Genomic DNA, 23,216 nt, shown 5'->3' on the forward strand with positions numbered 1-23,216 from the left:
CGTCCCCTCACATCCGGAAGACGCCGAACTGAGGGTCACTCAGTGGCGCGTTGGCGCACGCGGTCAGGGCCAGGCCCAGGACCTGCCGGGTCTCCATCGGGTCGATCACGCCGTCGTCCCAGAGGCGGGCCGTCGCGTAGTAGGCGTTCCCCTGACGCTCGTACTGGGCGCGGATCGGGGCCTTGAAGGCGTCCTCGTCCTCCGCCGGCCACTCCTCGCCGCGCGCCTGGAGCTGGTCCCGCTTCACGGTCGCGAGGACCGAGGCGGCCTGCTCGCCGCCCATCACCGAGATCTTGGCGCCCGGCCACATCCACAGGAAGCGGGGGGAGTACGCCCGCCCGCACATCGAGTAGTTGCCCGCGCCGTACGACCCGCCGACCACCACGGTCAGCTTCGGCACGCGCGTGCAGGCGACCGCGGTGACCATCTTGGCGCCGTGCTTGGCGATGCCGCCCGCCTCGTAGTCCCGGCCCACCATGAAGCCCGAGATGTTCTGCAGGAACACCAGCGGGACGCCGCGCTGGTCGCACAGCTCGATGAAGTGGGCGCCCTTCTGCGCCGACTCGGAGAACAGGATGCCGTTGTTGGCGACGACGCCCACCGGGTGGCCGTGGATCCGGGCGAAGCCGGTGACCAGGGTCTGCCCGAACTCCGACTTGAACTCCGCGAAACGGGAGCCGTCCACGACCCGCGCGATGATCTCCCGCACGTCGTAGGGGGTGCGGGGGTCCACCGGCACCGCGCCGTACAGCCCCGCCGGGTCCACCTTGGGCTCGACGGCCGGCTCGACCCGCCAGGGGAGGGGGCCCCGCGCGGGGAGCGTGGAGACGATGGTGCGCACGATCCGCAGCGCGTGCGCGTCGTCCTCCGCGAGGTGGTCGGTCACGCCCGACACCCGGGAGTGGAGCTCACCGCCGCCCAGCTCCTCCGCCGTGACCACCTCACCGGTGGCCGCCTTCACCAGCGGCGGGCCGCCCAGGAAGATCGTGCCCTGATTCCGGACGATCACCGCCTCGTCGCTCATCGCCGGGACGTACGCCCCGCCCGCCGTGCACGAGCCGAGCACCGCCGCGATCTGCGGGATGCCGGCGCCGGACATCCGGGCCTGGTTGTAGAAGATCCGCCCGAAGTGGTCCCGGTCCGGGAACACCTCGTCCTGCATCGGCAGGAAGGCGCCGCCGGAGTCCACCAGGTAGACGCAGGGGAGCCGGTTGTCGAGGGCCACCTCCTGCGCGCGCAGGTGCTTCTTCACCGTCATCGGGTAGTACGTGCCGCCCTTGACGGTGGCGTCGTTGGCCACGACCACGCACTCCCGGCCGGTGATCCGCCCGATCCCGGCGATCACACCGGCCGCCGGGGCCTGCCCCTCGTACATCCCGTCGGCCGCCAGCGGGGCCAGCTCCAGGAAGGGGGAGCCGGGGTCGAGGAGGGTGTCCACCCGGTCGCGCGGGAGCAGCTTCCCGCGCGCGGTGTGGCGGGCCCGCGCCCTTTCGCCGCCGCCGAGCGCCGCCGCGGACAGCTTGCCGCGCAGCTCCTCGACGAGCGCGCGGTGCGCCTCCTCGTTGGCCCGAAAGGCCTCCGACGCGGGATCGGCCGCGCTGTGAAGCTCCGGTGCCTCATGCATCCTGCGGGTCCCCTCACCTTGTTAATGAGCGTTAACGCATTTCCTCCAGGTTAACGACCGCTAACCTCCCTGTCTAGAATCGTCTTCATGGCCACCAGAACCGACGCCCCCACCCGCCGCGAGCAGATCCTCAAGGAGGCCGCGCGGCTCTTCGCCGAACGCGGCTTCCACGGCGTCGGGGTCGACGAGATAGGCGCCGCGGTCGGCATCAGCGGGCCCGGGCTCTACCGGCACTTCGCGGGCAAGGACGCGATGCTCGCGGAGTTGCTGGTGGGGATCAGCGGCTCGCTGCTGACCGGCGCGAAGCGGCGCCTGGAGGAGGCCGACGGGGTGACCCCCGAGGCGGTCCTCGACTCGCTGATCGAGGGGCACATCGACTTCGCGCTCGACGACCGCCCCCTCATCACCCTGCACGACCGTGAGCTGGACCGCCTCCGGGACACCGACCGCAAGCTGGTCCGCCAGCTCCAGCGGCAGTACGTCGAGCTGTGGGTGGGAGTGGTGCGCGAGCTGTACCCGGAGCTGGCCGAACCGGCCGCCCGCTCGGCGGTCCACTCGGTGTTCGGCCTGCTCAACTCCACCCCGCACCTGACCCGCCCCGGCTCCCTGCCCGGCCGCGCGGGCACCGCCGAACTGCTGCACCGGATGGCCCGGGGCGCGTTCGCGGCGGCGGGCTCGCCGTGACCCCGGCGGAGTGACGAGCGTTACGGGACCTCCGCTCTGGACGGCTGTGGATACTCGCCGGTACCTTTGCTCTGAGCAAGCGCTTAGACATGCCCAGGTACTGGAGGTGGCGGACAGTGCGCCGTACGGTTTTCAACGAGGATCACGAGGCGTTCCGGGAGACCATCCGCGCCTTCATCGAGGCCGAGGTCGTCCCCGTCTACGACGAGTGGTTCGCGGCGGGCCAGGCGCCCCGCGACTTCTACTACAAGCTCGGTGAGCTGGGCATCTTCGGCATCAGCGTGCCCGAGGAGTTCGGCGGCGCGGGCATGGACACCCACAAGTTCGAGGCCGTCCTCTACGAGGAGACCGCCCGCGCGGGCGTCCAGTTCGGCGGCTCCGGCGTGCACGTGCTGCTCGCCCTGCCCTACCTCAAGATGCTGGCCACCGACGAGCAGAAGAAGCGCTACCTGCCGAAGTTCGTCACCGGCGAGGAGATGTGGGCCATCGCGATGACGGAGCCGGGCACCGGCTCCGACCTCGCGGGCATGAAGACCACCGCCAAGCTCAGCGAGGACGGCACGCACTACGTCCTCAACGGCGCCAAGACCTTCATCACCGGCGGCGTCCACGCCGACAAGGTGATCGTCTGCGCCCGCACCGCCGCCCCCACGGCCGAGGACCGCCGCCACGGCATCTCCCTCTTCGCCGTCGACACCAAGTCCGAGGGCTACTCGGTGGGCCGCAAGCTCGACAAGCTCGGCCTGAAGACCTCCGACACCGCCGAGCTGGCGTTCGTCGACGTCAAGGTCCCCGTCGAGGACCTGCTCGGCGAGGAGAACAAGGGCTTCTACTACCTCGGCCACAACCTGGCCTCCGAGCGCTGGGGCATCGCCTTCGGCGCCTACGCGCAGGCCAAGGCCGCCGTCCGGTTCGCCAAGCAGTACGTGCAGGAGCGCACCGTCTTCGGCAAGCCGGTCGCCCACTTCCAGAACACCAAGTTCGAGCTGGCCGCCTGCCAGGCCGAGGTGGACGCCGCCGAGGCCGTCGCCGACCGCGCCACCGAGGCCCTGGACGCCGGGGAGCTCACCCCCGCCGAGGCCGCCAGCGCCAAGCTGTTCTGCACCGAGGTCGCGCACCGCGTCATCGACCGCTGCCTCCAGCTGCACGGCGGCTACGGCTACATGAACGAGTACCCGATCGCCCGCCTGTACGCGGACAACCGCGTCAACCGCATCTACGGCGGCACCAGCGAGATCATGAAGACGATCATCGCCAAGGACATGGGCCTGTAAGCCCCGCGAAATCCCTGCCGTATACAACTGACCCCATGAGTCAGGCACTACAGGACCTCCTCGATCTGCTCGACCTCGAGCAGATCGAGGAGGACATCTTCCGCGGTCACTCCCGCAGCGCCGTCGTCCCCCGTGTCTTCGGCGGGCAGGTCGCGGCGCAGGCGCTGGTCGCCGCCGGGCGGACCGTCCCCGAGGACCGGCCCGCCCATTCCCTGCACGCGTACTTCCTGCGCCCCGGCGACCCCGGCGCCCCGATCGTCTACACCGTCGACCGGATCCGCGACGGCCGCTCCTTCACCACCCGGCGGGTGGTCGCGGTCCAGCACGGAAAGCCGATCTTCCACCTCTCGGCGTCCTTCCAGACGTACGAGGAAGGCCTGGACCACCAGGCCCCGATGCCGCCGTCCCCCGACCCGGCCACGCTGCCCACGTCGCAGGAGCGCCTGCGCGGGTACGCCCACCTCGCGCCCGAGGTGGTGGAGCGCTTCCTGGAGGCCCGCGCCGCCGTCGACCTGCGCTACGTCGACGAGCCGCCCTACGGCCGCTTCGGCGAGCCGCGCGAACCCCACTCCCAGGTGTGGTTCCGCACCAACGGCAAGCTGGCGGACGACCCCCTGCTGCACGTCGTCCTCGCCACGTACGTCTCCGACATGACGCTGCTGGACTCCGTCCTCCTCGCCCACGGCCGCGGCGGCTGGGCCGTCGGCGACGTCGTCGGAGCGTCCCTGGACCACGCGATGTGGTTCCACCGCCCGTTCCGCGCCGACGAGTGGCTGCTGTACGACCAGCAGTCCCCCTCGGCCCACGGCGGCCGCGGCCTCGGCCAGGCCCGCATCCACACCCAGGACGGCCGCCTCGCGGTCTCGGTCGTCCAGGAGGGCGTCGTCCGGGTCCCGCGCTCCTGAGCCGGCTCCGGACGTCCTCGCTCCTCCCCTCCGCGACGCACGGAAGCGGCGCCCGCACGTGTCCCGCGTGCGGGCCGGCCGGCTGTCCGCGTCCCCTCACGTGTCCCGCGTGCGGGCCGGACACGACTGTCCGCGTCCCAGTGGACCGTTCCATGCGGTTGGTATCCGTGCTGGTCAGCGGCCATTCCAGCGTTCCGGCGTCCCATGATGGGCGTCCGATGTGGCGGGTGGGACGGATCACGGCACACGCTGCGGTCATGCCGGCAGCCCGCCGGCCGAACCACCACGCCACACCAGGGAGACCCCTCATGCGTTCACGCTTCACCACCCGCTCCGCCCGCCTGGCCCTGGCCGCCGTCGCCGCGCTCGCCCTCGGCGGCGCCGCCACCGCCACGGCCACCGCCGACAGCGGCCGCTCCACCACCCGGCCCTGTGCGACCGGCGACCTGAACTTCAAGGTCACGTCCAAGACGCAGGCGGGCGGCTACTACCTGATCACCGCCAAGGCCAAGTCCGGCGTCGTCTGCCACCTGGAGGGCGTGTTCCCCTCCGCCTCCTTCGGCTCCTCCCCCGACACCGAGGTCTCGCCCGCCGAGCAGAGCGTCAGCGACGACGTCGTCCTCTCCGGCTCCACCGCCGCCTACGCCGGCATCAGCCCCAAGAGCACCGACAACGACCACGGCATCCAGTTCGACCGGCTCCACCTCTCGGTCGCCGGCGACGAGGAGAACTCCGTCACGCTCCGCCTCCCCGACACCGCCACGGTCGACCGGCCCATCGCCACCAACTGGCACGCCGACCCCGCCGACGCCGTCCCGTTCACCAGCTGACCCCCGCCTCCACCGGCCGCCCCGTCGGCCGGGCGCGTTCCCCGCGCCCGGCCGACGGGGCGCCTCACCGCGCCAGACCGGCCTCCGCCAGCAGGTACGCCGTCATCGGGTCGTAGTGGCGGGGGCTGGTGACGTGGTCGTCGAGAGGGACCGTGACCTGGACGGTGCCCTCGGACTCGGCGACGAACAGGGCCGGGTCGTTGCAGTCGGCGTAGCCGACGCTGTCCACGCCGTACTGCCCCGCGGCACCCGCCCAGCCGTGGTCGGCGACGACCAGGTCGGGCAGCGGGCGGCCCGCGCGCTCCAGGGCGGTCAGAATGGCCTTCATCGGCTCACCGGAATGGGTGTGCCACAGCGTGGCGCCGTGCTCCAGCACCGCCACGTCCGCGAACTGCATCACGTACCCCTCGTCCGTGGTCAGCCCGTCCGGGATGACCACGATCTCGCAGCCGGCGGCCCGCAGCGCGGCGGCCGTCGCACGGTGCACGTCCAGCAGCCCGCCCGGGTGACCGGTCGCGAACAGCACCCGCTGCCGCCCGTCCGCCGCCTTGCGCAGCCGCCCGGCCATGCGCTCGAGCCCGGCCACGGTCAGCTCCGGGTCGATGGTGTCCTGCCCGTACCGGTACTCGGGGTCGTCGTTGACGCCGACCCGCTCCGCCATCACCGCCAGCACGTCCTGCTCGTCGGTCCAGCGGTCGCCGAGCTCCAGGCCGAGCCAGAAGTGGCGGTCGCCGTTCGCCAGTTTGCGGTAGTGGGAGAGGTTGTTCTCGCGCGGCGTGGCGACATCGCCCGCGATGCGCGTGGCGACCAGGTGTTCGACGAGTTCGGCGCGGCTGGGTGTCCCGGATATCGGCATGCCCCCCATTGTGGAGCAGCGCCCTGTGGGCGTCCCTGGCGTATCGCGCGCTGGGACGTGCGTCACGTACTCGGCCGACTCCGTACGGCTACTCCCGTACGGCTGCTCAGGCCTTCATGTGCGCCGCAGCGCGAACCACAGTTCCATCCGTACGTCCGGGTCGTCCAGGTCCGCCTCCAGCAGCGCCGCGCACCGCGCGATCCGCTGCCGCACGGTGTTGCGGTGCACGGACAGCGCCACCGCCGTACGGTCCCAACTGCCGTGCAGGGAGAGCCAGGTGCGCAGGGTGTCGGTGAGGGCGGGGGTGGCCGCCAGCGGTGCGAGCAGCGTCCGGGCGTGGGCGTCCGCGTCGCGCGGCGGGACGAGGTCGGCGAGGGCCGGGCGGTCGCCGTGCCGGAGCAGCGGGGCGCGGGTGGCGCGGGCCCGGGCCAGGGCGCGGGCGGCCTGGGTGTCGGCGTCCGGCCAGTCGGGCGGGGCGGCGGCGGTGCTGACGCCGAGGGTCCAGCCCGGCAGCGGCTCCACGGGCCGGTCGGCCGGCACCAGGACCCGTACGACCTCGCCCGCCGGGTCGACCAGGGACGACCCGAGCGCGGTGCCGAGCGCGGAGGCGGCCAGGGGGTCCGGTGCGGTGTGGCCGTCCGGCCGGGCGTGCACCACTCGCCACCGCTCTCCGCCGAGCAGCGGGGCCACGTCCTCGGGCGGGCCGCCCAGGAGGAGCCGTACGAGCGCGGAGGTATGGGCCGCGGTGGTGCCGCTCTGTCGGCGGCCGGTGAGGAGGGTGAGCAGCGCGGCTGCGACGGAGGCGATGGTGTGGTCGCCCGGGGTGCGGTGGGGGGAGGCGACGCCGAGTACGAAGCCGTGTCCTGGGCCCAGCGCGTAGGCGGCGAGGTGGGTGCCGCCGACGGTGTCGCTGGCGGAGGTGGGGGAGGCACGACTGCCCGCAGCCGGGTCGGCTGGGGTGGCACGACTGCCTGCGGCCGGGTCGGCTGTGGGGGGTCGTACCACCTCGGCCAGGGCGGTCAGGGCCTGCCTTGCCTCGGGGGGCGGGGTGGGGCCCGCGGTGGCGAGTTCGGTGGTGTCCGGGGCGAACAGGACGGCCCAGCCCCCGATCCGCTGGGCCAGTTGGTGGAGCACCGGCCGGAGCGGATCCGGGCGGGCGGCGGCGGTGGCGAGGCTCTGCTGGGCCTCCGTGACCCGGCGCAGCTCCGCCAGGCGGGCCTGCGCCATCAGCTGCCAGACCGCCCGCGCCACCGCCGAGAACGTGGTCCGCGGCGGCACCTCCAGCAGCGGCAGCCCGTGCATCTCACACGCCTCCACCAGCTCCTTGGGCACCGCCTCGTGCACCGGCGCCACGCCGAACCCGAGCGCCGCCCCGCCCGCCGCCACGATCCGCGAGACGTACGCGTCGAAGTACCCCGCGCCCGCCCCCTCCGGGACGTGCACCCCCGCCGACAGCAGCAGCTCCCCGCCCAGCAGGTACGGGTACGGGTCCGCCATCTCCGAGGCGTGCGCCCAGTGGACGACGGTGCCGGGATCGTCGGGCCCGGCGATCCGGCGCAGGCCCAGGTCCTCGCGCGCCAGGAGCGCGTCCAGGCGTACGGGCGGCGTGGGTGGCGTGGGCGGAACCATGGGATCCGGCATGCTGGACACTTCCTCCATTCCGTGTCGCGGGAATGGATGAAACGTACACTTCGCAGATGCTTTCCGCCCCTCTATGGTCGGGGACGGACCGGCAGCCCGCGGGTGCGGGCGGACGTACGGGCCGACGCATGAGCCAAGGCGAAGAGCAGGAAAGAAGGCAGTCCCCATGAGCAGCAACGAGACGCCCCGCGGCCCCGTCGACTCGTCCCGCGTCCCGCGGTACGCCGGTCCCGCGACCTTCGCCCGGCTGCCCCGTCTCGACGAGGTCGGCCGCGCCGACGTCGCCGTGGTGGGCGTGCCGTTCGACTCGGGCGTCTCCTACCGGCCGGGCGCACGCTTCGGCGGCAACGCCATCCGGGAGGCGTCCCGGCTGCTGCGCCCCTACAACCCCGCGCAGGACGCCTCCCCCTTCGCCCTCGCCCAGGTCGCGGACGGCGGTGACATCGCCGTGAACCCCTTCGACATCAACGAGGCCGTGGAGACGGTCGAGGCCGCCGCCGACGACCTCCTCGGCACCGGCGCCCGCCTGATGACCCTGGGCGGCGACCACACCATCGCCCTGCCGCTGCTCCGTTCGGTCGCCAGGAAGCACGGCCCGGTCGCGCTGCTCCACTTCGACGCCCACCTGGACACCTGGGACACCTACTTCGGCGCCGAGTACACCCACGGCACCCCGTTCCGCCGCGCGGTGGAGGAGGGCATCCTCGACACCTCGGCCCTCTCCCACGTCGGCACCCGCGGCCCGCTCTACGGCAAGCAGGACCTCACCGACGACGAGAAGATGGGCTTCGGCATCGTCACCTCCGCGGACGTCTACCGCCGGGGCGCCGACGAGGTCGCCGACCAGCTCCGCCAGCGCATCGGCGACCGGCCGCTGTACATCTCCATCGACATCGACTGCCTCGACCCGGCCCACGCCCCCGGCACCGGCACCCCCGAGGCCGGCGGCATGACCTCCCGCGAGCTCCTGGAGATCCTGCGCGGACTGGCGTCCTGCAACCTGGTCTCGGCGGACGTCGTCGAGGTGGCCCCCGCGTACGATCACGCCGAGATCACCTCGGTGGCCGCGTCCCACACGGCGTACGAGCTGACCACGATCATGTCCCGCCAGATTGCAGAGGCCCGCGCGAAGTGACCCACGACCACGACCTGGTGCTCCGCCCGACCGCCGCCCAGACGGAGGCCGCGCTGAATCCTCCCCCCGGCCGCAACGGCGGGGACCTGGTCGTGGAGACCCTGGCCGGGCTCGGCGCGACCACCGTCTTCGGCCTGCCCGGCCGGGACGCCCCCGGCGTGTTCGACGCCCTGCACCGCTCCGACCTGCGGTACGTCGGCCTGCGGATGGAGAACAACGCCGCCTTCGCGGCGGACGCGTACGGCCGGATCACCGGCGAGGCGGCCCCGCTGCTGCTGTCCGCGGGCCCGGGCGCCCTCACCTCCCTGGCCGCGCTCCAGGAGGCGGCGGCGGCCTCCGCCCCCGTACTGGCGATCTGCGCCCAGGTCCCGACGGCGGGCCTGGACGGCGGCCGCCACGGCTACCTGCACGAACTCCCCGACCAGTCGGCCTCGTTCCGCGGCGTCGTCAAGTCCGTCCACACGGCCCGTACGCAGTCCCAGATCCCGTCGGCGATCGCGGAGGCCTGGAAGTCGGCGCTGACCGTCCCGCACGGACCGGTGTGGGTGGAGATCCCGCAGGACGTGCTCCTCGCGGAGACGGCCCTGCCCGTGGTGACGGCGATGGACGCCACCCCCGACGAGCTGCCCCCGCGCCCGGAACTCACCGCCCTCGCCGCCCACCTGCTGGCCAACGCCTCCCGGCCGGCGATCATCGCGGGCGGGGGAGTGGTCCGCGCGGACGCCTCCGGCAAGCTGCGGCAGCTCGCCGAGCGGATCCAGGCCCCGGTCGTCACCACCCCCGGCGGCAAGGGCGCCTTCCCCTGGACGCACTCGCTGTCGCTCCAGTCCTGGCCTGCGGACCGCCACACCACCGACTTCCTGGAGGACGCGGACGTCCTGCTGGTCGTCGGCTCCGGTCTGGGCGAACTCTCCTCGAACCAGCACACGTTCGAGCCGCGCGGCCGGGTCGTCCAGATCGAGGCCGACCTCGGCAAACTGGAGTCCAACCACCCGGGCCTCGGCATCCACGCCGACGCCCGCCTCGCGCTCCAGGCGCTCCTCGAGACGGTGGAACGGCGCGAGGACGCGACCGCGCCCGAGCGCGTACGGGGTGTGCTGGACCGCGTCCGCGAGCGCCTCGCGTCCCGGGAACCCGCCCTGGAACAGCAGGTGCTGACGGCCGTTCGCCGCGCACTCCCCACGCGGGCGCCGTCCTTCTGGGACATGACGGTCCTGACCCACTGGGCCTGGTGCGCTTTCGACGCCATGGGCCCCAACCACCTGCACTCCGCGCAGGGCGCCGGCGGCCCCGGCTACGGCTTCCCGGCCGCCCTGGGCGCGGCGGTCGCCGACCCCACCCGCCCGGTGCTGGCGGTCTCGGGAGACGGCGGCGCCCTGTACTCCGTCGCCGAGCTGGCCACGGCCCGCCAGTACGACCTCGACGTCACCTGGCTGATCGTCGACGACGGCGGCCACGGCGTCCTGCGCGCGTCCAGGACCGACGCCTCCGGTGAACCCGCGGCGACGGCACTGATCCGCCCCGACTACGTGGCCCTGGCGGAGTCCTTCGGCGTCCCCGGCCTGCGGACCACTCCGGAAAACCTGGAACGGGACCTCGCGAGGGCCCTGACGACACCGGGCCCGGCGGTGGTCGTGCTCCCCGCCGTGCTGCGGATGTTTGCCCCGGCCCCCGTGAAGTGATCCTCGCGCCGAGCGACCGGCGAGGGCCCGCCCCGGGTTCGGACGTGCGCCGGGTCCCCGTGCCTACCAGGGGTACATGATCACGTGGTTGCCTTCCCGCACGCAGCTGAAGCCCGTCAGCAGCCCCTGCTGCGCGGCCTGGTTGCCGAGGGTCTGGCACTCCAGGAAGGAGTCGGTTATGTGCGGGAGCAGGTTCGTCTCGGCGGCGGCCGAACCGGCCAGCGGAAGCGCGAGTGCCGCGGAGGCCATGGCCCCGATGAGTGCGACCTTGCCGGTGTGCGGTTTCCTCACGGTTCTACCCCTTCATGTGTCCGGTGACGGGGGAAACCCCCGATGACCAGTACAGCGGCGTCTCCGCGAGGAAGGATCACGAACCACTGATCGTTAAGGGTTCCGCCGCCGGGACGTCGCCGGCGCGTCGCCCGGTGACGCCCGGGTGTCCGCGGCCCCTCGTCGCCGCCGTCACCGCCGCCCTCCGGACCGGCGATGGGCCACGGCCGTCGTCGGCGGGACCGGCCGTCGGGACCGGCCGGCGGGGACGCGCGGTGACCCCGGCGTGCGGCCGCTCGCCCGCTCCCGGTCCGGTTCCGCCGGTCAGCAGCCGCCCGGGCCCACCCCGTCGATGCGCCCGCCGAAGTCGCCGAGGTAGCGGGAGCGCCAGTCGCCGTTGAAGACGTCCCGCTTCTCGGTCGACTGCCAGTTCACGAAGCAGGCCCGGGTGCCGGAGACGAACGAGCCGACGTGGTCGTGGAGGCGGGGCGGCATGTCGCGGTAGCCGCTGCGCGCGGTCCACTCCCAGGAGTCGCCGCCGAAGCCCTCCTTGCTCCAGAAGCACACCGAACCGTCGGGACAGGACGGGGGTGCGGCCGGGGCGGCGGACGCCGCGTGGGCCGGAAGCAGGAGCGCGGTCAGGGCGAGGACGGCGGCGAGGGACCAGGAACGAGTCTTCACGGCACTCTCCATCAAGGCGTCGTCGAAGCACGGAATCGCCCCGGCGTCCGTGCCGGGGCGATTCCATGCTTGCCGGTGGCGCGGGGCCGGTCGGCCCGGGCCACCGTCCACACCACCTGATGGAGCGAACCGGAGGCTCGGCGAGGGTGCTTCCCGCCGGGCGGCGGGCTCCGCACGCGCGGGGCGTGCGGGGCGCGGTGCCCCTGGGGGTGACGCGCCGTCCCGCGGGCGCCGCACGCGGGACCACGGGTCCGGGACACCGGCGCCCCGCGCCATCCGGATCGGCTCTCCTGGGTCCTCGGGCGGGGACGGCTCGTCCACGGCTGTCCTGCGCGACCTCGCCGGCACCGGCCGGCCGGCCACTGGCGGTCCGGGACGGACGCCCGAGCCTCCGCTGAGCGATGTGGACACGGTGAGGGCCCACATGCCCACGCTTTTCACATGGGTGGGTCAGTTCCTGAGCGCGGCGACGAACGGCATCCACCCGGCCACGGAGGAAACCACCGCCGGCCCGTCCGCCGCCTTCAAGTCCCGAACCGCCGCACCGGCCCGGTGGTCATCGACCACTTCGAGGCGACGGCCCGCCTCGTTGCCGCTGTACGACGACGGCCGGGGCGTCATGGATCCTGACCACCCGCACACCCTCCGAATAAACCACGGGGGTCGGTCCTCGAACTGCACCAGGCTCACCATGCCCCGCATGACGGGGCAGGCGACCGTTGCGCGAGGCATCACATGAACGCGGATCCGACCCCGCCCGACCATGCGCACAAGGCGCACGAGCTGCTCCGCCACGACATCGGGACCGCCCACCGGACGATGCGGCAGGCCTTCGTCCCACAAGGGCCGGAGGCGGGCGCCGTGGGATCGGCGGCACCTTCTTCGAGAGGAACTCCCCGGGGTCGGGAGGTGACCCCTCCGACGTGGCGAGGAGCCGTAACGTCCAGACCGCGGCGAGCAGCCGTCCCGAAAGTGTGTGATCGCCCGGTGTCGCGTCAGCCATGAGGAAGTCTGCCCCGGTTCCGGCACCGGCCACCGCGGCAGCCGGTGCCGGTGTTCGGTCTACCAGATCGACTCGACCCACTCCGGGTGGTCGATGAACGGGTTGCGGTTGTGCTGGTAGGAGGTGTAGATGACGTCGTTGCGGCGCTCCTCGAACGCGCTCGGCGGGTCCTCCTGGTGCCACTGCTTCAGGACCGAGAGGCGGCCGTGGTACGGGTTGCCGCCGTTGGTGACGGAGTCGTTGGGCTCCAGGTCGGGCCAGCCGTCGGTGCCCTCGTAGCGGACGGCCATGTAGAGGATCATGCGGGCCACGTCGCCCTTGACCGCGTCGCGCGGCTCGAAGGAGTTGGAGTCGGTCAGGCTGCCGCCGCTGTTGGTGAACGAGCTGCCGCCGTTGTCGAAGTCCTTGTTGCCGCGGATCGAGTTGACCTGGACGTCCTCGGGGCGCAGGTGGTGCAGGTCGGTGCCGGGGCCGGTGGAGGTGCCGAAGTCGCCGTGCGACTGGGCCCACACGTGCTCGCGGTTCCAGTCGCCCGTGTCGCCGCCGTTGAGGGACTTGCCGCGGGAGATGCCCGAGTACAGCAGGATCACGTTGCCGCTGTTGTTCGGGTCCTGGTCGGTGACCTTTAGCGCCTCCCAGACCGCCGAGTACGAGATCTTCGTCTGGTCGCTGATGATCGTGTTCAGGGAGTCCTTCAGCGCGGTGCCGGACTTGCCGATCGCGGCGGCGTAGTACGTGTCGTCGTACGCGGTGGTCGTGGCGCCGGCGGGCGGTGCGGTCAGGGCGGGGACGGTGAGCCCGACCAGGACGGCCGAGGTGGCCAGGGCGAGGCTCTTCCAGTGGCGGCGTATGGGTGTCACGGGCATGGGGGACGTCCGATCTACGCGGGTTGATTGAGCGGCCGAGGGGAAGCGTGACATGGACATGCGTACATGGGGGTGAAGGAGAGGTGTCGGTCATGTGTCGGTAAGCGGTGACCGGCCGTCACCCGGCCGCCCTACGGTGGCGGCATGCGCCTGAGAACCCTCCTCGCCACCGCCACCGCGGCCCTCGCCGCCGCGACCTGCCTGACCGCCGCCGGGCCGGCCGGCGCCCGGCCGAACGGGACGCCCCACGCCTGCTCCCCGTCCGTCTCCGTCGACCGCTTCTCCGACGCGCTCGACAAGACGACGTACGAGGGCACCTACGTCGGCAACCTCTCCGCCCTCGCCCCGGACCGCCACCGCACGCTCGCCGCGCTCTCCGACCGGTCCGCCCTGTTCCGGCTGGACGCGCGGACCCTGCGGCCCGAGGGCGTGACGCCGCTCGCCGACGAGAACGGGGCCGCGCTCGACGCGGAGGGACTGGTCGTCGACCGGGACGGGACCTACCTCGTCTCCTCCGAGACCGAGCCCTCCGTGCGCCGGTACTCCCGCGACGGCGAGATCCTCGGCCGGCTCCCCGTGCCGGACGCGCTGCGCCCCGCCCCCGCCGGCCCCGCGCGGGCCAACGGCACCTTCGAAGGGCTGACCCTCCTCCCCGGCGGCCGCACCCTGCTCGCGTCCATGGAGTACCCCGTCGCCGGCGACCCCGCCGACCAGGTGCGCCTCCAGACCTGGCGGCGCACCGCCCGCGGTGACTTCCGGCTCGGCGCCCAGTACACCTACCGGACCGACCCGGGCCTCGGCGTCTCCGAGGTCACCGCCACCCCCGGCGGACGGCTGCTCGTCCTGGAACGCGGCTTCACCTCCGGCGTCGGCAACACCGTCCGGCTCTACCTGGCCGACCGGCACCGCACCGCGTACGACAAGACCCTGCTCGCCGACCTCGCCGACTGCCCCTCCCTCGGCGCCACCGCCAAGCAGCCCCAGCCCAACCCGCTCCTCGACAACATCGAGGGCATGGTGGTCACGGGCCGTGACCGCGGCCGGCTGAAGGTGCTCCTGGTCAGCGACGACAACCAGAGCCAGAACCAGACGACCCGCCTCTACGCTCTGCGCGTACGCCCCTGAATGTTGCGGAGGGATGAAATCCGCCGCTGACCGCGTTGGTGCCTTCCGGTAGATCAGGACGATCGGAGGGCACCGCGTGACACCGCAACGGGGATGGGCACGGCGACTGGCCGGATACGCGTGGCGTCATCCCAAGGACGTCGTCCTCGCACTGGGCTCCTCCCTCGGCGGCATGGCCGTGATGGCGCTGGCCCCGCTGATCACCAAGGTGATCATCGACGACGTCATCGGCGCCGGGACCAGGTCCATGACCACCTGGGTCGGTCTGCTCGTCGCGGCCGCGCTCGTCGTCTACGTCCTCACCTACATACGCCGCTACTACGGCGGCCGGCTCGCCCTCGACGTCCAGCACGACCTGCGGACCGAGATGTACGGGACGATCACCCGGCTCGACGGCAGACGCCAGGACGAGCTGTCCACCGGTCAGGTCGTCGGACGCGCCACCAGCGACCTCCAGCTCATCCAGGGCCTGCTCTTCATGCTGCCGATGACCATCGGCAACCTCCTGCTGTTCCTGATCTCCCTGGTGATCATGGCGTGGCTGTCGCTGCCGCTCACCGCCGTCGCCCTCGCCGTCGCCCCCGCCGTGTGGTGGATCGCCCGGCGCAGCCGCGCCCGGCTGCACCCCGCCACCTGGTACGCCCAGGCGCAGGCGGGAGCCGTGGCCGGGGTGGTCGACGGCGCGGTCAGCGGCGTCCGCGTGGTGAAGGGCTTCGGACAGGAGGAGCAGGAGACCGGCAAGCTGCGCGAGGTGGGACGGCGGCTCTACGCCGGGCGGCTGCGCACCATCCGGCTGAACTCCCGGTACACCCCGGCCCTCCAGGCCGTACCCGCCCTCGGCCAGGTGGCGATGCTGGCGCTCGGCGGCTGGCTCGCGGTGCGCGGGCACATCACGCTGGGCACGTTCGTCGCCTTCTCCACCTACCTGGCCCAGCTCGTCGGGCCGGTCCGGATGCTCGCGATGGTCCTCACCGTCGGCCAGCAGGCCCGCGCCGGCACCGAACGCGTCCTGGAGCTGATCGACACCGAGCCGTCCCTGACCGACGGCACCAGGGAACTGCCCGCCGACGCCCCGGCGACCGTCGAGTTCGACGACGTCTCCTTCGGCTACGACCCCGGCCGGCCGGTCCTGGACGGCCTCTCCTTCGAGATCCGCCCCGGAGAGACCCTCGCCGTCGTCGGCGCCTCCGGCTCCGGCAAGTCCACCGTCTCCCTGCTCCTGCCGCGCTTCTACGACGTGACGGGCGGCGCCGTCCTCGTCGGTGGCCACGACGTGCGCGAGCTGACCACCGAGTCCCTGCGGGCCGCGATCGGGCTGGTCCCCGAGGACTCCTTCCTCTTCTCCGACACCGTGCGCAACAACATCGCGTACGGCCGCCCGGACGCCACCGACGAGCAGATCACCGCCGCCGCCCGCGCGGCCCAGGCGGACCGCTTCATCAGCGAGCTGCCCGACGGCTACGACACCACGGTCGGCGAGCACGGCCTGACCCTCTCCGGCGGCCAGCGCCAGCGCGTCGCCCTGGCCCGCGCCATCCTCACCGACCCGCGCCTGCTGGTCCTGGACGACGCGACCTCCGCCGTGGACGCCCGCGTCGAGCACGAGATCCACGAGGCGCTCAAGGGCGTCATGCGCGGCCGTACGACGCTGCTGATCGCCCACCGCCGCTCCACCCTCAACCTCGCCGACCGCATCGCCGTCCTCGACGCCGGCCGGCTCGCCGACATCGGCACCCACGAGGAGCTCCAGCGGCGCTCCGCGCTCTACCGCAGGCTGCTCACCGACCCCGACGAGCTCGGCGCCGTCTCCCCGGGCCACACCCCGCCCGCCGGACCGCGGGAGGAGGACACCTCGGTCCGCGCGGAGCTGGACGCCGAATTCGACGCCGAGCGCGGGGTCACCCCCCGGCTGTGGACCGGCGACCGCGAGCCCAAGGACACCGCCCTGGCCGGCACCCCGGCCACCCCCGAACTCCTCGCCCTGGTCGAGGCGCTGCCCCCGGCGGACGACGTCCCCGACGTCGACGAGGCCCAGGCCGTCCGCCCCGAGGAGTCCTACGGCCTGCGCCGCCTCCTGCGCGGCTTCCGCACCCCCCTCCTCATCAGCCTCGGCCTGGTCGCCGTGGACGCCGGCATGGGCCTGCTGCTGCCGGTGCTGATCCGGCACGGCATCGACCGGGGCGTGACGCAGACCGCCCTCGGCGCGGTCTGGGCGGCCGCCCTGCTGGGCCTGCTCGCGGTGTTCGCCCAGTGGGCGGCGCAGACCGGCGAGATCCGGATGACCGGACGCACCGGCGAACGCGTCCTGTACGCGCTGCGGCTGAAGATCTTCGCCCAGCTGCAGCGGCTCGGCCTCGACTACTACGAGCGCGAGCTGACCGGCCGGATCATGACCCGGATGACGACGGACGTCGACGCGCTGTCGACGTTCCTGCAGACGGGACTGGTGACGGCGTTCGTCTCGGTGGTCACCTTCTTCGGCATCATGACCGCCCTGCTGGTCCTCGACGTCGGGCTCGCCCTGGTCGTCTTCGCCACCCTGCCCCCGCTGGTCGTCGCCACCTACTTCTTCCGCCGGGCCAGCGTGAAGGCGTACGAGCTGGCGCGGGAACGGGTGTCGGTGGTCAACGCCGATCTGCAGGAGTCGGTGGCGGGACTGCGGATCGTCCAGGCGTTCCGCCGCGAGCGGGACGGCGGACGCCGCTTCGCCGGGCGCAGCGCCGACTACCGCGAGGCGCGGATACGGGGCCAGTGGCTGATCTCGGTGTACTTCCCGTTCGTGCAGTTCCTGTCCTCGGTCGCGGCCGCGGCCGTGCTGGTGGTGGGCGGGGGCCGGGTCGACGACGGGACGCTGGCGATCGGCTCGCTGGTGGCGTACCTGCTCTACATCGACCTGTTCTTCGCGCCGGTGCAGCAGCTCTCCCAGGTCTTCGACGGCTACCAGCAGGCGTCCGTCTCGCTGGGCCGCATCCAGGAGCTGCTGCGCGAGCCGGCCTCCACGGGGGCCGCCGACAAGCCGCTCGACGTGCCGTCCCTGCGCGGCGAGATCGCCTTCGAGGGCGTGCACTTCGCCTACGGCGACGGCGAGGAGGCGCTCGACGGCATCGACCTCACCGTCCCCGCCGGGCAGACCGTCGCCTTCGTCGGCGAGACCGGCGCCGGGAAGTCCACCCTGGTGAAGCTGGTCGCCCGGTTCTACGACCCGACGGGCGGACGGGTCACCGTCGACGGCACGGACCTGAGGGACCTGGACCTCACCGCGTACCGGCACCGGCTCGGGGTCGTACCGCAGGAGGCGTACCTCTTCCCGGGCACCGTCCGCGACGCCATCGCCTACGGCCGCCCGGACGCCACCGACGCCGAGGTGGAGGCGGCGGCCCGCGCGGTCGGCGCACACGAGACGATCGCCACGCTGGACGGCGGCTACCTCCACGAGGTCGCCGAACGCGGCCGCAACCTCTCCGCCGGACAGCGCCAGCTGATCGCGCTGGCGCGTGCCGAACTGGTCGACCCGGACGTGCTGCTGCTCGACGAGGCGACGGCCGCGCTCGACCTGGCGACCGAGGCCCAGGTCAACCAGGCGACGGACCGGCTGGCCGGCCGCCGTACGACGCTGGTCGTCGCCCACCGGCTGACCACCGCCGCCCGCGCCGACCGGGTGATCGTGATGGACCACGGCAAGATCGCGGAGGACGGCACGCACGAGGAACTGCTCCGGCGCGGCGGCACGTACGCCCGGCTGTGGCGGACCTTCGTCGGGGAGGACGTGCCGGCGCCGGCGTGAGGCGCGCCCCGGGCGCAACCAACCGGCCCACGTCGTGCGTCCGTACACGCGTACGCCGCCCGGCGCGGCAGGCGCGGTACGGGAGGACGACTGTGGGCAGTGGAGCGGTACGCCGGCGACTCGCGCCGGTCCTTGCGGTGTTGACCGCCTCGGGACTGCTCGCCGTCGCCGCGCCGGCCGACGCGCACGCCGCCGCGTACTGCGCCGGGCGCAAGGTGCGCACGCTGCCGTTCTCCACCGGCTCGGTGGTCGTCTACAAGCGGGGCGGCTACGTCTGCGCCGTCACCCTCGCCGAGAAGCCCGGCACCAGGCGGAAGATGTCGGTGAGCGTGCGGGCGCGCGGGGGCCGACCGGTCGTCGACGAGGGCAAGTTCAAGCACCACGCCGGACCGGTGACCGTGCACGCCGGCCGCCGCTGCGTGTGGGTGAAGGGCAGGGTCGGCGGCGGGTCCGTCAGCTCCGGCTGGATCCTGTGCTGACCCCCGGCCGACCGAGGGTTATCCCCATGTCCCCTGGTGCTGGGTGGAGTTGGTCCAGTAGCTTCCGGCGCACATCTGTCTCACAGGGGAGTGCGCATGCGCAAGGCGCTCAGATGGCTGCTGGCGCTCACGGTGCTCATAGGCACACTGAGTACGGCCGGGGCGGCCACCGCCGCCGAGCCGGAGGCCACCGGCACCACTGACATCAAGGAGAGACTGCTCTCCGTACCGGGCATGAGCCTGATCGAGGAGAAGCCGTACACCGGGTACCGCTTCTTCGTCCTCAACTACACCCAGCCGGTCGACCACCGCAGGCCCTCCGAGGGCACGTTCCAGCAGCGGATCACCGTGCTGCACAAGGACACCGCGCGGCCGACCGTCTTCTACACCAGCGGCTACAGCGTCTCCACGACGCCCCGCCGCGCCGAGCCGACCCAGATCGTGGACGGCAACCAGGTCTCCCTGGAGTACCGCTTCTTCACCCCGTCCCGGCCCGCGCCGGCCGACTGGTCCAAGCTGGACATCTGGCAGGCCGCCAGCGACCAGCACCGCGTCTTCGAGGCGCTGAAGGGGATCTACTCCGAGAACTGGATCTCCACCGGCGGCTCCAAGGGCGGCATGACCGCCACCTACTACGAGCGCTTCTACCCGCGTGACATGGACGGCGTGGTCGCCTACGTCGCCCCCAACGACGTGGTGAACAAGGAGGACTCGGCCTACGACCGCTTCTTCGCGGGCGTCGGCACCGAGGAGTGCCGCGACCGGCTCGACGCGGTGCAGCGCGAGGCGCTGGTGCGCCGGGCGCCGCTGGAGGAGCGGTACGAGGCGGTCGCCGCCGAGAACGGCTACACCTTCGACACCATCGGCAGCCTGGACCGGGCGTACGAGGCCGTGGTCCTCGACTACGTGTGGGGCTTCTGGCAGTACAGCACGCTCGCCGACTGCGAGCAGATCCCGGCGGACGCCAAGAACGCCACCGACGAGGAGATCTGGACCTCGATCGACACCGTCTCCGGCTTCTCGTTCTACACGGACCAGGGCCTGAGCCCGTACACGCCGTACTACTACCAGGCCGGCACGCAGCTGGGCGCGCCGACCATCCGGTTCCCGCACATCGAGAAGAAGTACATCCGCTACGGCTACCAGCCGCCGCGCAACTTCGTGCCCCGCTCGATCGACATGGAGTTCGAGCCGTGGGTCATGCGGGACGTCGACACCTGGGTCCGCCACCACGCCCGGCACATGCTGTTCGTGTACGGCGAGAACGACCCGTGGGGCGCCGAGCCGTTCCGGGTCGGGCGCGGCGCGCGTGACGCGTACGTGTTCACCGCGCCCGGCATGAACCACGGGGCGAACGTGGCCGGGCTGGTCGCCGAGGAGAAGGCGCTGGCCACGGCCCGCATCCTGGACTGGGCCGGCGTCGCGCCGAGCACGGTCCAGGAGAACCCGGCGGCGGCGAAGCCGCTGGCGAAGTTCGACGCCGGGCTGGACAAGCGGGACGTCGAGCGGCAGCGGACGCTGCGGCCGTGAGGGCCGCGCGGGACTACACCGGGCGGGCGCAGCCCACCGGTGACGTCCCGCCGAGCCTGACGTAGAGGGCCGTGGACGCCGGGCACTTCGACCGGGCGTCCACGGCCTTCGTCACCTCGAACTCCGGTGCCCGCTCGCCGCTGCCGTCGCACGCCGTCTCGCGGACCTCGCCGCCGCCCAGGTCGTAGACGCAGTCGCCGACGATGGTGCGCGGCCCGCCCCCGCCGCCCGGGTCCCCGGGGTGCGGCGGCTGGAGGTGGCGCATGCAGGCGTAGCCGCGCGGCACCCTCCCGTCGCCGTCCTCGTCGAGGGAGGGGCGCTGCTCGCTGATGTGCAGCACGAAGTCCGTGGTCGCCGGGCAGCGCGGTCCGTCGCGCACGGTCCCTTCGTGGCGGGCGACGACCCGGGCCGCCGCCCGTTCGCTCCCGCACGACACCTCGGTGAAGTCGGCCCGGCCGAAGGAGCTGCACTCGTCGACCGCGAGGAACACCGCCCCGTACCCGGAGGGCGGGGCCGCCGTCGGCGTGCGGGACCCGGCCGGCCGGCCGTCCTCCCCGGCGCCGCCCGGCGCGCCCCGGCAGCCGGTGAGCAGCACCGCGACCGCCGCCGCGCACCCGGCGAGCGCCCCCCACCCACTTCTCACGTGCATCGTCATCCCCCGGACATCCCCGTCCAGCGTGGCCCGGTCCGCCGGGCCACGCCAGGAATGTGCGGTGCTTTCACCGTATCGGGGAGGGTGCGCCGGGTGTGTGACGTACGGGCGCTACGTCCGGCACGGTAGGAGTGGCGCGCCTGTGCGACCTGCTAGTACGTCAGTCCGTGTCCGACCGGGTACAGCACCGTCGCCGGGTCGTCCGCCCGCTGCACCGGCACCGGCAGCGTGCCGCGCGGGGCCGCCTTCCCCGCGATCACCCGTGCCGCCGCGCGCAGTTCGACGTCGGTCCAGGAGTACGTCGCCAGGCACGCCGGCACGCCGGGGAGGTGGGCCACGTCGTAGGGGTTGCGGAGCGCCACCGCGACCACCGGCCTCCCGGTCGCCAGCAGCTGCTCGACCAGCGTCTTCTGACTGCTGGTCGCCCCGACGTTGTACGTCCCGACGACCACCGCGTCGGCGTCCCGGGCCGCCGTGACCGCCTTGGCGACGGTGGCGGCGGACGGCGCCGTGCCGGTGGACAGGGCGGTGGCGGTGAAGCCCAGCCCGGTCAGGGCGTCCGCGAGCACCCCGGTCGGCGGTCCCGTCGTACCGGACGGGGAGGCCGGGTCGGCACCGACGACCAGCAGCTTCGGCCGGCTGCGCCGGGACAGCGGCAGCAGGCCGCCCTCGTTGACCAGCAGGGTGGTGGTGCGCTCGGCGATCCGGTCGGCGGCGGCCAGGTGGGCACGGGTGCCGACGGTGCGGTCGACTCCGGCGTGCGAGACGTAGGGGTCCTCGAACAGGCCCAGCTTCGCCTTCAGCCGCAGCACCCGCAGGACCGACTCGTCGAGCCGGGACTCGGTCAGCTCGCCGTCGCGCACGGCGTTCAGGACCGCGTTCCAGGCGACGTCCAGGGACGGGGGGTTGAGCAGCTGGTCCACGCCCGCCTTCAGCGCCAGCACCGGCACCCGGTCGTCGCCGTACTTCGTGCGGACGCCCTCCATGCCGAGCGAGTCGGTGACCACCACCCCGTCGTAGCCCAGCTCCTCGCGCAGGATGCCGGTGAGGACGGGCCGGGAGAGGGTGGCCGGGTCCTCGGCGGGGTCGAGCGCCGGGACGACGATGTGCGCGGTCATGAGGGAGTCGATGCCCGCGTCGATCGCGGCCCGGAACGGCGGCGCGTCCAGCTCCTCCCACTGCTCGCGGGTGTGGTGGATGTACGGCAGCTCGGCGTGGCTGTCGGTGATGGTGTCGCCGTGTCCCGGGAAGTGCTTGGCGGTCGCGGCGACGCGGGACGCCCGGTAGCCCTCCACCTCCGCCGCGACGAGACCCGCGACCGCCTCCGGGTCGGAACCGAAGGAGCGGACGCCGATGACGGGGTTGGCCGGGTCGACGTTGACGTCGGCCACCGGGGAGTAGTTCTGACGGATGCCCAGCGCGCGCAGTTCGCGGCCCGCGATCCGGCCGAGGGTCCGCGCGTCGGACCGGGAGCCACCCGCTCCGAGGGCCATCGCGCCGGGGAACAGGGTGGCCGGCTCGCCCACGCGGGCCACGACGCCGTGCTCCTGGTCGGTGGAGATGAGCACGGGCAGTCCGCGCTCCAGCCCGAGGGACGCCTTCTGGATGCCGTTGGACAGGTCCGCGATCTGGTGCGGGTCGCGGGTGTTGTGCGCCCAGGCGAAGTAGATGATGCCGCCGACCCGGTACCGGGCGAGCAGTTCGGCGGCCGTGCGGACGCCGATCTCCTCGAGGTTGGCGTCGATGTCGGCCTGGTCCGGGTCGGTGGCGGAGTGGCCGTGGACCCGCATCACGAACAGCTGGCCGACCTTCTCCTCCAGCGTCATACGGGAGATGAGGGCGCGCAGTGCTCTGTCGTCGTGCGTGGACGGGCCGGTGGCCGCGTGGACGGCGCCGCCGGCCGCGAGGGCGGTGGTGACCCCCGCCGTGGCGGCGAGGACGGCGCGTCTGGACGGACGTGCGGTGCTTCCCGTGCTTCCGGTGCTGCTGTCGGGCACGTGCGCTCCTTTGGGAGGTGATCCGCGGGGACCGGGGATCCGCTGAAGGAAACTGCCGGGAAGTCACCAATATCCGGGAAGTTTCTGCCAGTCAAGGGAGTGCGCGGCAACCGGTCGGGGGCCGTCACCGGCGCGACGGGAGGGGGACGCGCCGATGACGGCGCGCTGCCGGCCACGACGCGGCGGAGGGGAGCGGAG

Annotated in this window: 19 protein-coding genes and 1 pseudogene; 10 read left to right on the forward strand and 10 right to left on the reverse strand. The window is 73.0% G+C overall.

The features are described from left to right. Window positions 1–7 precede the first annotated feature (7 nt). A complete protein-coding gene (locus tag ACFY3N_RS04975) occupies window positions 8–1,624 on the reverse strand; it encodes a carboxyl transferase domain-containing protein (RefSeq protein ID WP_390815230.1) in 1,617 nt (538 codons plus the stop codon). An 87-nt stretch (window positions 1,625–1,711) separates the two neighbouring features. Between ACFY3N_RS04975 and ACFY3N_RS04980 the strand changes: the two genes are divergently transcribed. The 4 genes from ACFY3N_RS04980 (at window position 1,712) to ACFY3N_RS04995 (ending at window position 5,317) form a co-directional block, all read left to right on the forward strand. Further along, on the forward strand, window positions 1,712–2,308 hold the full coding sequence (locus ACFY3N_RS04980) for a TetR/AcrR family transcriptional regulator (protein ID WP_390815231.1): 597 nt from the start codon (window positions 1,712–1,714) through the stop codon (window positions 2,306–2,308). A gap of 116 nt (window positions 2,309–2,424) precedes the next feature. Then, window positions 2,425–3,582, forward strand: coding sequence for an acyl-CoA dehydrogenase family protein (locus tag ACFY3N_RS04985; RefSeq protein ID WP_217127662.1), 1,158 nt, complete (start codon window positions 2,425–2,427; stop codon window positions 3,580–3,582). A gap of 35 nt (window positions 3,583–3,617) precedes the next feature. Continuing rightward, a complete protein-coding gene (locus tag ACFY3N_RS04990) occupies window positions 3,618–4,487 on the forward strand; it encodes an acyl-CoA thioesterase (protein WP_390815232.1) in 870 nt (289 codons plus the stop codon). A gap of 308 nt (window positions 4,488–4,795) precedes the next feature. Beyond that, complete coding sequence (locus ACFY3N_RS04995; protein ID WP_390815233.1) at window positions 4,796–5,317, forward strand: DUF4232 domain-containing protein; 522 nt, start codon at window positions 4,796–4,798, stop codon at window positions 5,315–5,317. Window positions 5,318–5,381: 64 nt separating this feature from the next. Here the strand turns inward: ACFY3N_RS04995 and ACFY3N_RS05000 are convergent, their stop codons facing one another. Beyond that, on the reverse strand, window positions 5,382–6,173 hold the full coding sequence (locus tag ACFY3N_RS05000; RefSeq protein ID WP_390815234.1) for a phosphatase: 792 nt from the start codon (window positions 6,171–6,173) through the stop codon (window positions 5,382–5,384). A 114-nt stretch (window positions 6,174–6,287) separates the two neighbouring features. Continuing rightward, entirely contained in the window at window positions 6,288–7,814 is a 1,527-nt protein-coding gene (locus ACFY3N_RS05005; RefSeq protein ID WP_390815235.1) for a PucR family transcriptional regulator ligand-binding domain-containing protein, read from the reverse strand. A 166-nt stretch (window positions 7,815–7,980) separates the two neighbouring features. Between ACFY3N_RS05005 and speB the strand changes: the two genes are divergently transcribed. Together speB and ACFY3N_RS05015 are read left to right on the forward strand one after the other, a co-directional pair. Next, window positions 7,981–8,949 carry an agmatinase gene (speB, locus tag ACFY3N_RS05010; protein ID WP_390815236.1) on the forward strand — a complete coding sequence of 323 codons (969 nt, stop codon included), beginning with the start codon at window positions 7,981–7,983 and terminating at the stop codon, window positions 8,947–8,949. Beyond that, entirely contained in the window at window positions 8,946–10,631 is a 1,686-nt protein-coding gene (locus tag ACFY3N_RS05015; RefSeq protein ID WP_390815237.1) for a thiamine pyrophosphate-binding protein, read from the forward strand. Before speB ends, ACFY3N_RS05015 begins: the two co-directional genes overlap by 4 nt. Window positions 10,632–10,694: 63 nt before the next feature. On the opposite strand, the gene ACFY3N_RS05020 is transcribed toward ACFY3N_RS05015, so the two are convergent. The 5 genes and pseudogenes from ACFY3N_RS05020 to ACFY3N_RS05040 all read right to left on the reverse strand — a co-directional run bounded on the left by ACFY3N_RS05020 (window position 10,695) and on the right by ACFY3N_RS05040 (window position 13,451). Beyond that, window positions 10,695–10,922 (reverse strand): hypothetical protein, encoded by a 228-nt coding sequence (locus ACFY3N_RS05020; protein ID WP_390815238.1) that lies wholly within the window; start codon window positions 10,920–10,922, stop codon window positions 10,695–10,697. Between the two features lie 303 nt (window positions 10,923–11,225). After that, window positions 11,226–11,582, reverse strand: coding sequence for a peptidase inhibitor family I36 protein (locus ACFY3N_RS05025; protein ID WP_390815239.1), 357 nt, complete (start codon window positions 11,580–11,582; stop codon window positions 11,226–11,228). 450 nt (window positions 11,583–12,032) lie between these two features. Continuing rightward, window positions 12,033–12,203 (reverse strand): DUF397 domain-containing protein, encoded by a 171-nt coding sequence (locus tag ACFY3N_RS05030; protein ID WP_390815556.1) that lies wholly within the window; start codon window positions 12,201–12,203, stop codon window positions 12,033–12,035. Window positions 12,204–12,251: 48 nt separating this feature from the next. Beyond that, window positions 12,252–12,611: pseudogene (locus ACFY3N_RS05035) on the reverse strand (Scr1 family TA system antitoxin-like transcriptional regulator); the annotation flags it as partial. 33 nt (window positions 12,612–12,644) lie between these two features. Further along, window positions 12,645–13,451, reverse strand: coding sequence for an endonuclease I family protein (locus ACFY3N_RS05040; RefSeq protein ID WP_390815240.1), 807 nt, complete (start codon window positions 13,449–13,451; stop codon window positions 12,645–12,647). A gap of 144 nt (window positions 13,452–13,595) precedes the next feature. Between ACFY3N_RS05040 and ACFY3N_RS05045 the strand changes: the two genes are divergently transcribed. The 4 genes from ACFY3N_RS05045 to ACFY3N_RS05060 all read left to right on the forward strand — a co-directional run bounded on the left by ACFY3N_RS05045 (window position 13,596) and on the right by ACFY3N_RS05060 (window position 20,369). Continuing rightward, window positions 13,596–14,576: an esterase-like activity of phytase family protein gene (locus ACFY3N_RS05045; RefSeq protein ID WP_390815241.1), complete on the forward strand. Its 981-nt coding sequence runs from the start codon at window positions 13,596–13,598 to the stop codon at window positions 14,574–14,576. A 76-nt stretch (window positions 14,577–14,652) separates the two neighbouring features. Next, window positions 14,653–18,360 (forward strand): ABC transporter ATP-binding protein, encoded by a 3,708-nt coding sequence (locus ACFY3N_RS05050; protein ID WP_390815242.1) that lies wholly within the window; start codon window positions 14,653–14,655, stop codon window positions 18,358–18,360. A 92-nt stretch (window positions 18,361–18,452) separates the two neighbouring features. Further along, window positions 18,453–18,839: a hypothetical protein gene (locus ACFY3N_RS05055; RefSeq protein WP_390815243.1), complete on the forward strand. Its 387-nt coding sequence runs from the start codon at window positions 18,453–18,455 to the stop codon at window positions 18,837–18,839. Between the two features lie 96 nt (window positions 18,840–18,935). Continuing rightward, window positions 18,936–20,369 (forward strand): S28 family serine protease, encoded by a 1,434-nt coding sequence (locus ACFY3N_RS05060; RefSeq protein ID WP_390815244.1) that lies wholly within the window; start codon window positions 18,936–18,938, stop codon window positions 20,367–20,369. Between the two features lie 13 nt (window positions 20,370–20,382). Here the strand turns inward: ACFY3N_RS05060 and ACFY3N_RS05065 are convergent, their stop codons facing one another. Together ACFY3N_RS05065 and ACFY3N_RS05070 are read right to left on the reverse strand one after the other, a co-directional pair. Beyond that, entirely contained in the window at window positions 20,383–21,018 is a 636-nt protein-coding gene (locus ACFY3N_RS05065; RefSeq protein WP_390815557.1) for a hypothetical protein, read from the reverse strand. Between the two features lie 155 nt (window positions 21,019–21,173). Then, on the reverse strand, window positions 21,174–23,018 hold the full coding sequence (locus ACFY3N_RS05070; protein ID WP_390815245.1) for a glycoside hydrolase family 3 protein: 1,845 nt from the start codon (window positions 23,016–23,018) through the stop codon (window positions 21,174–21,176). Window positions 23,019–23,216: the final 198 nt, after the last annotated feature.

The sequence above is a fragment of the Streptomyces sp. NPDC000348 genome (assembly GCF_042898795.1).
In the GTDB taxonomy this organism is placed as follows: domain Bacteria; phylum Actinomycetota; class Actinomycetes; order Streptomycetales; family Streptomycetaceae; genus Streptomyces.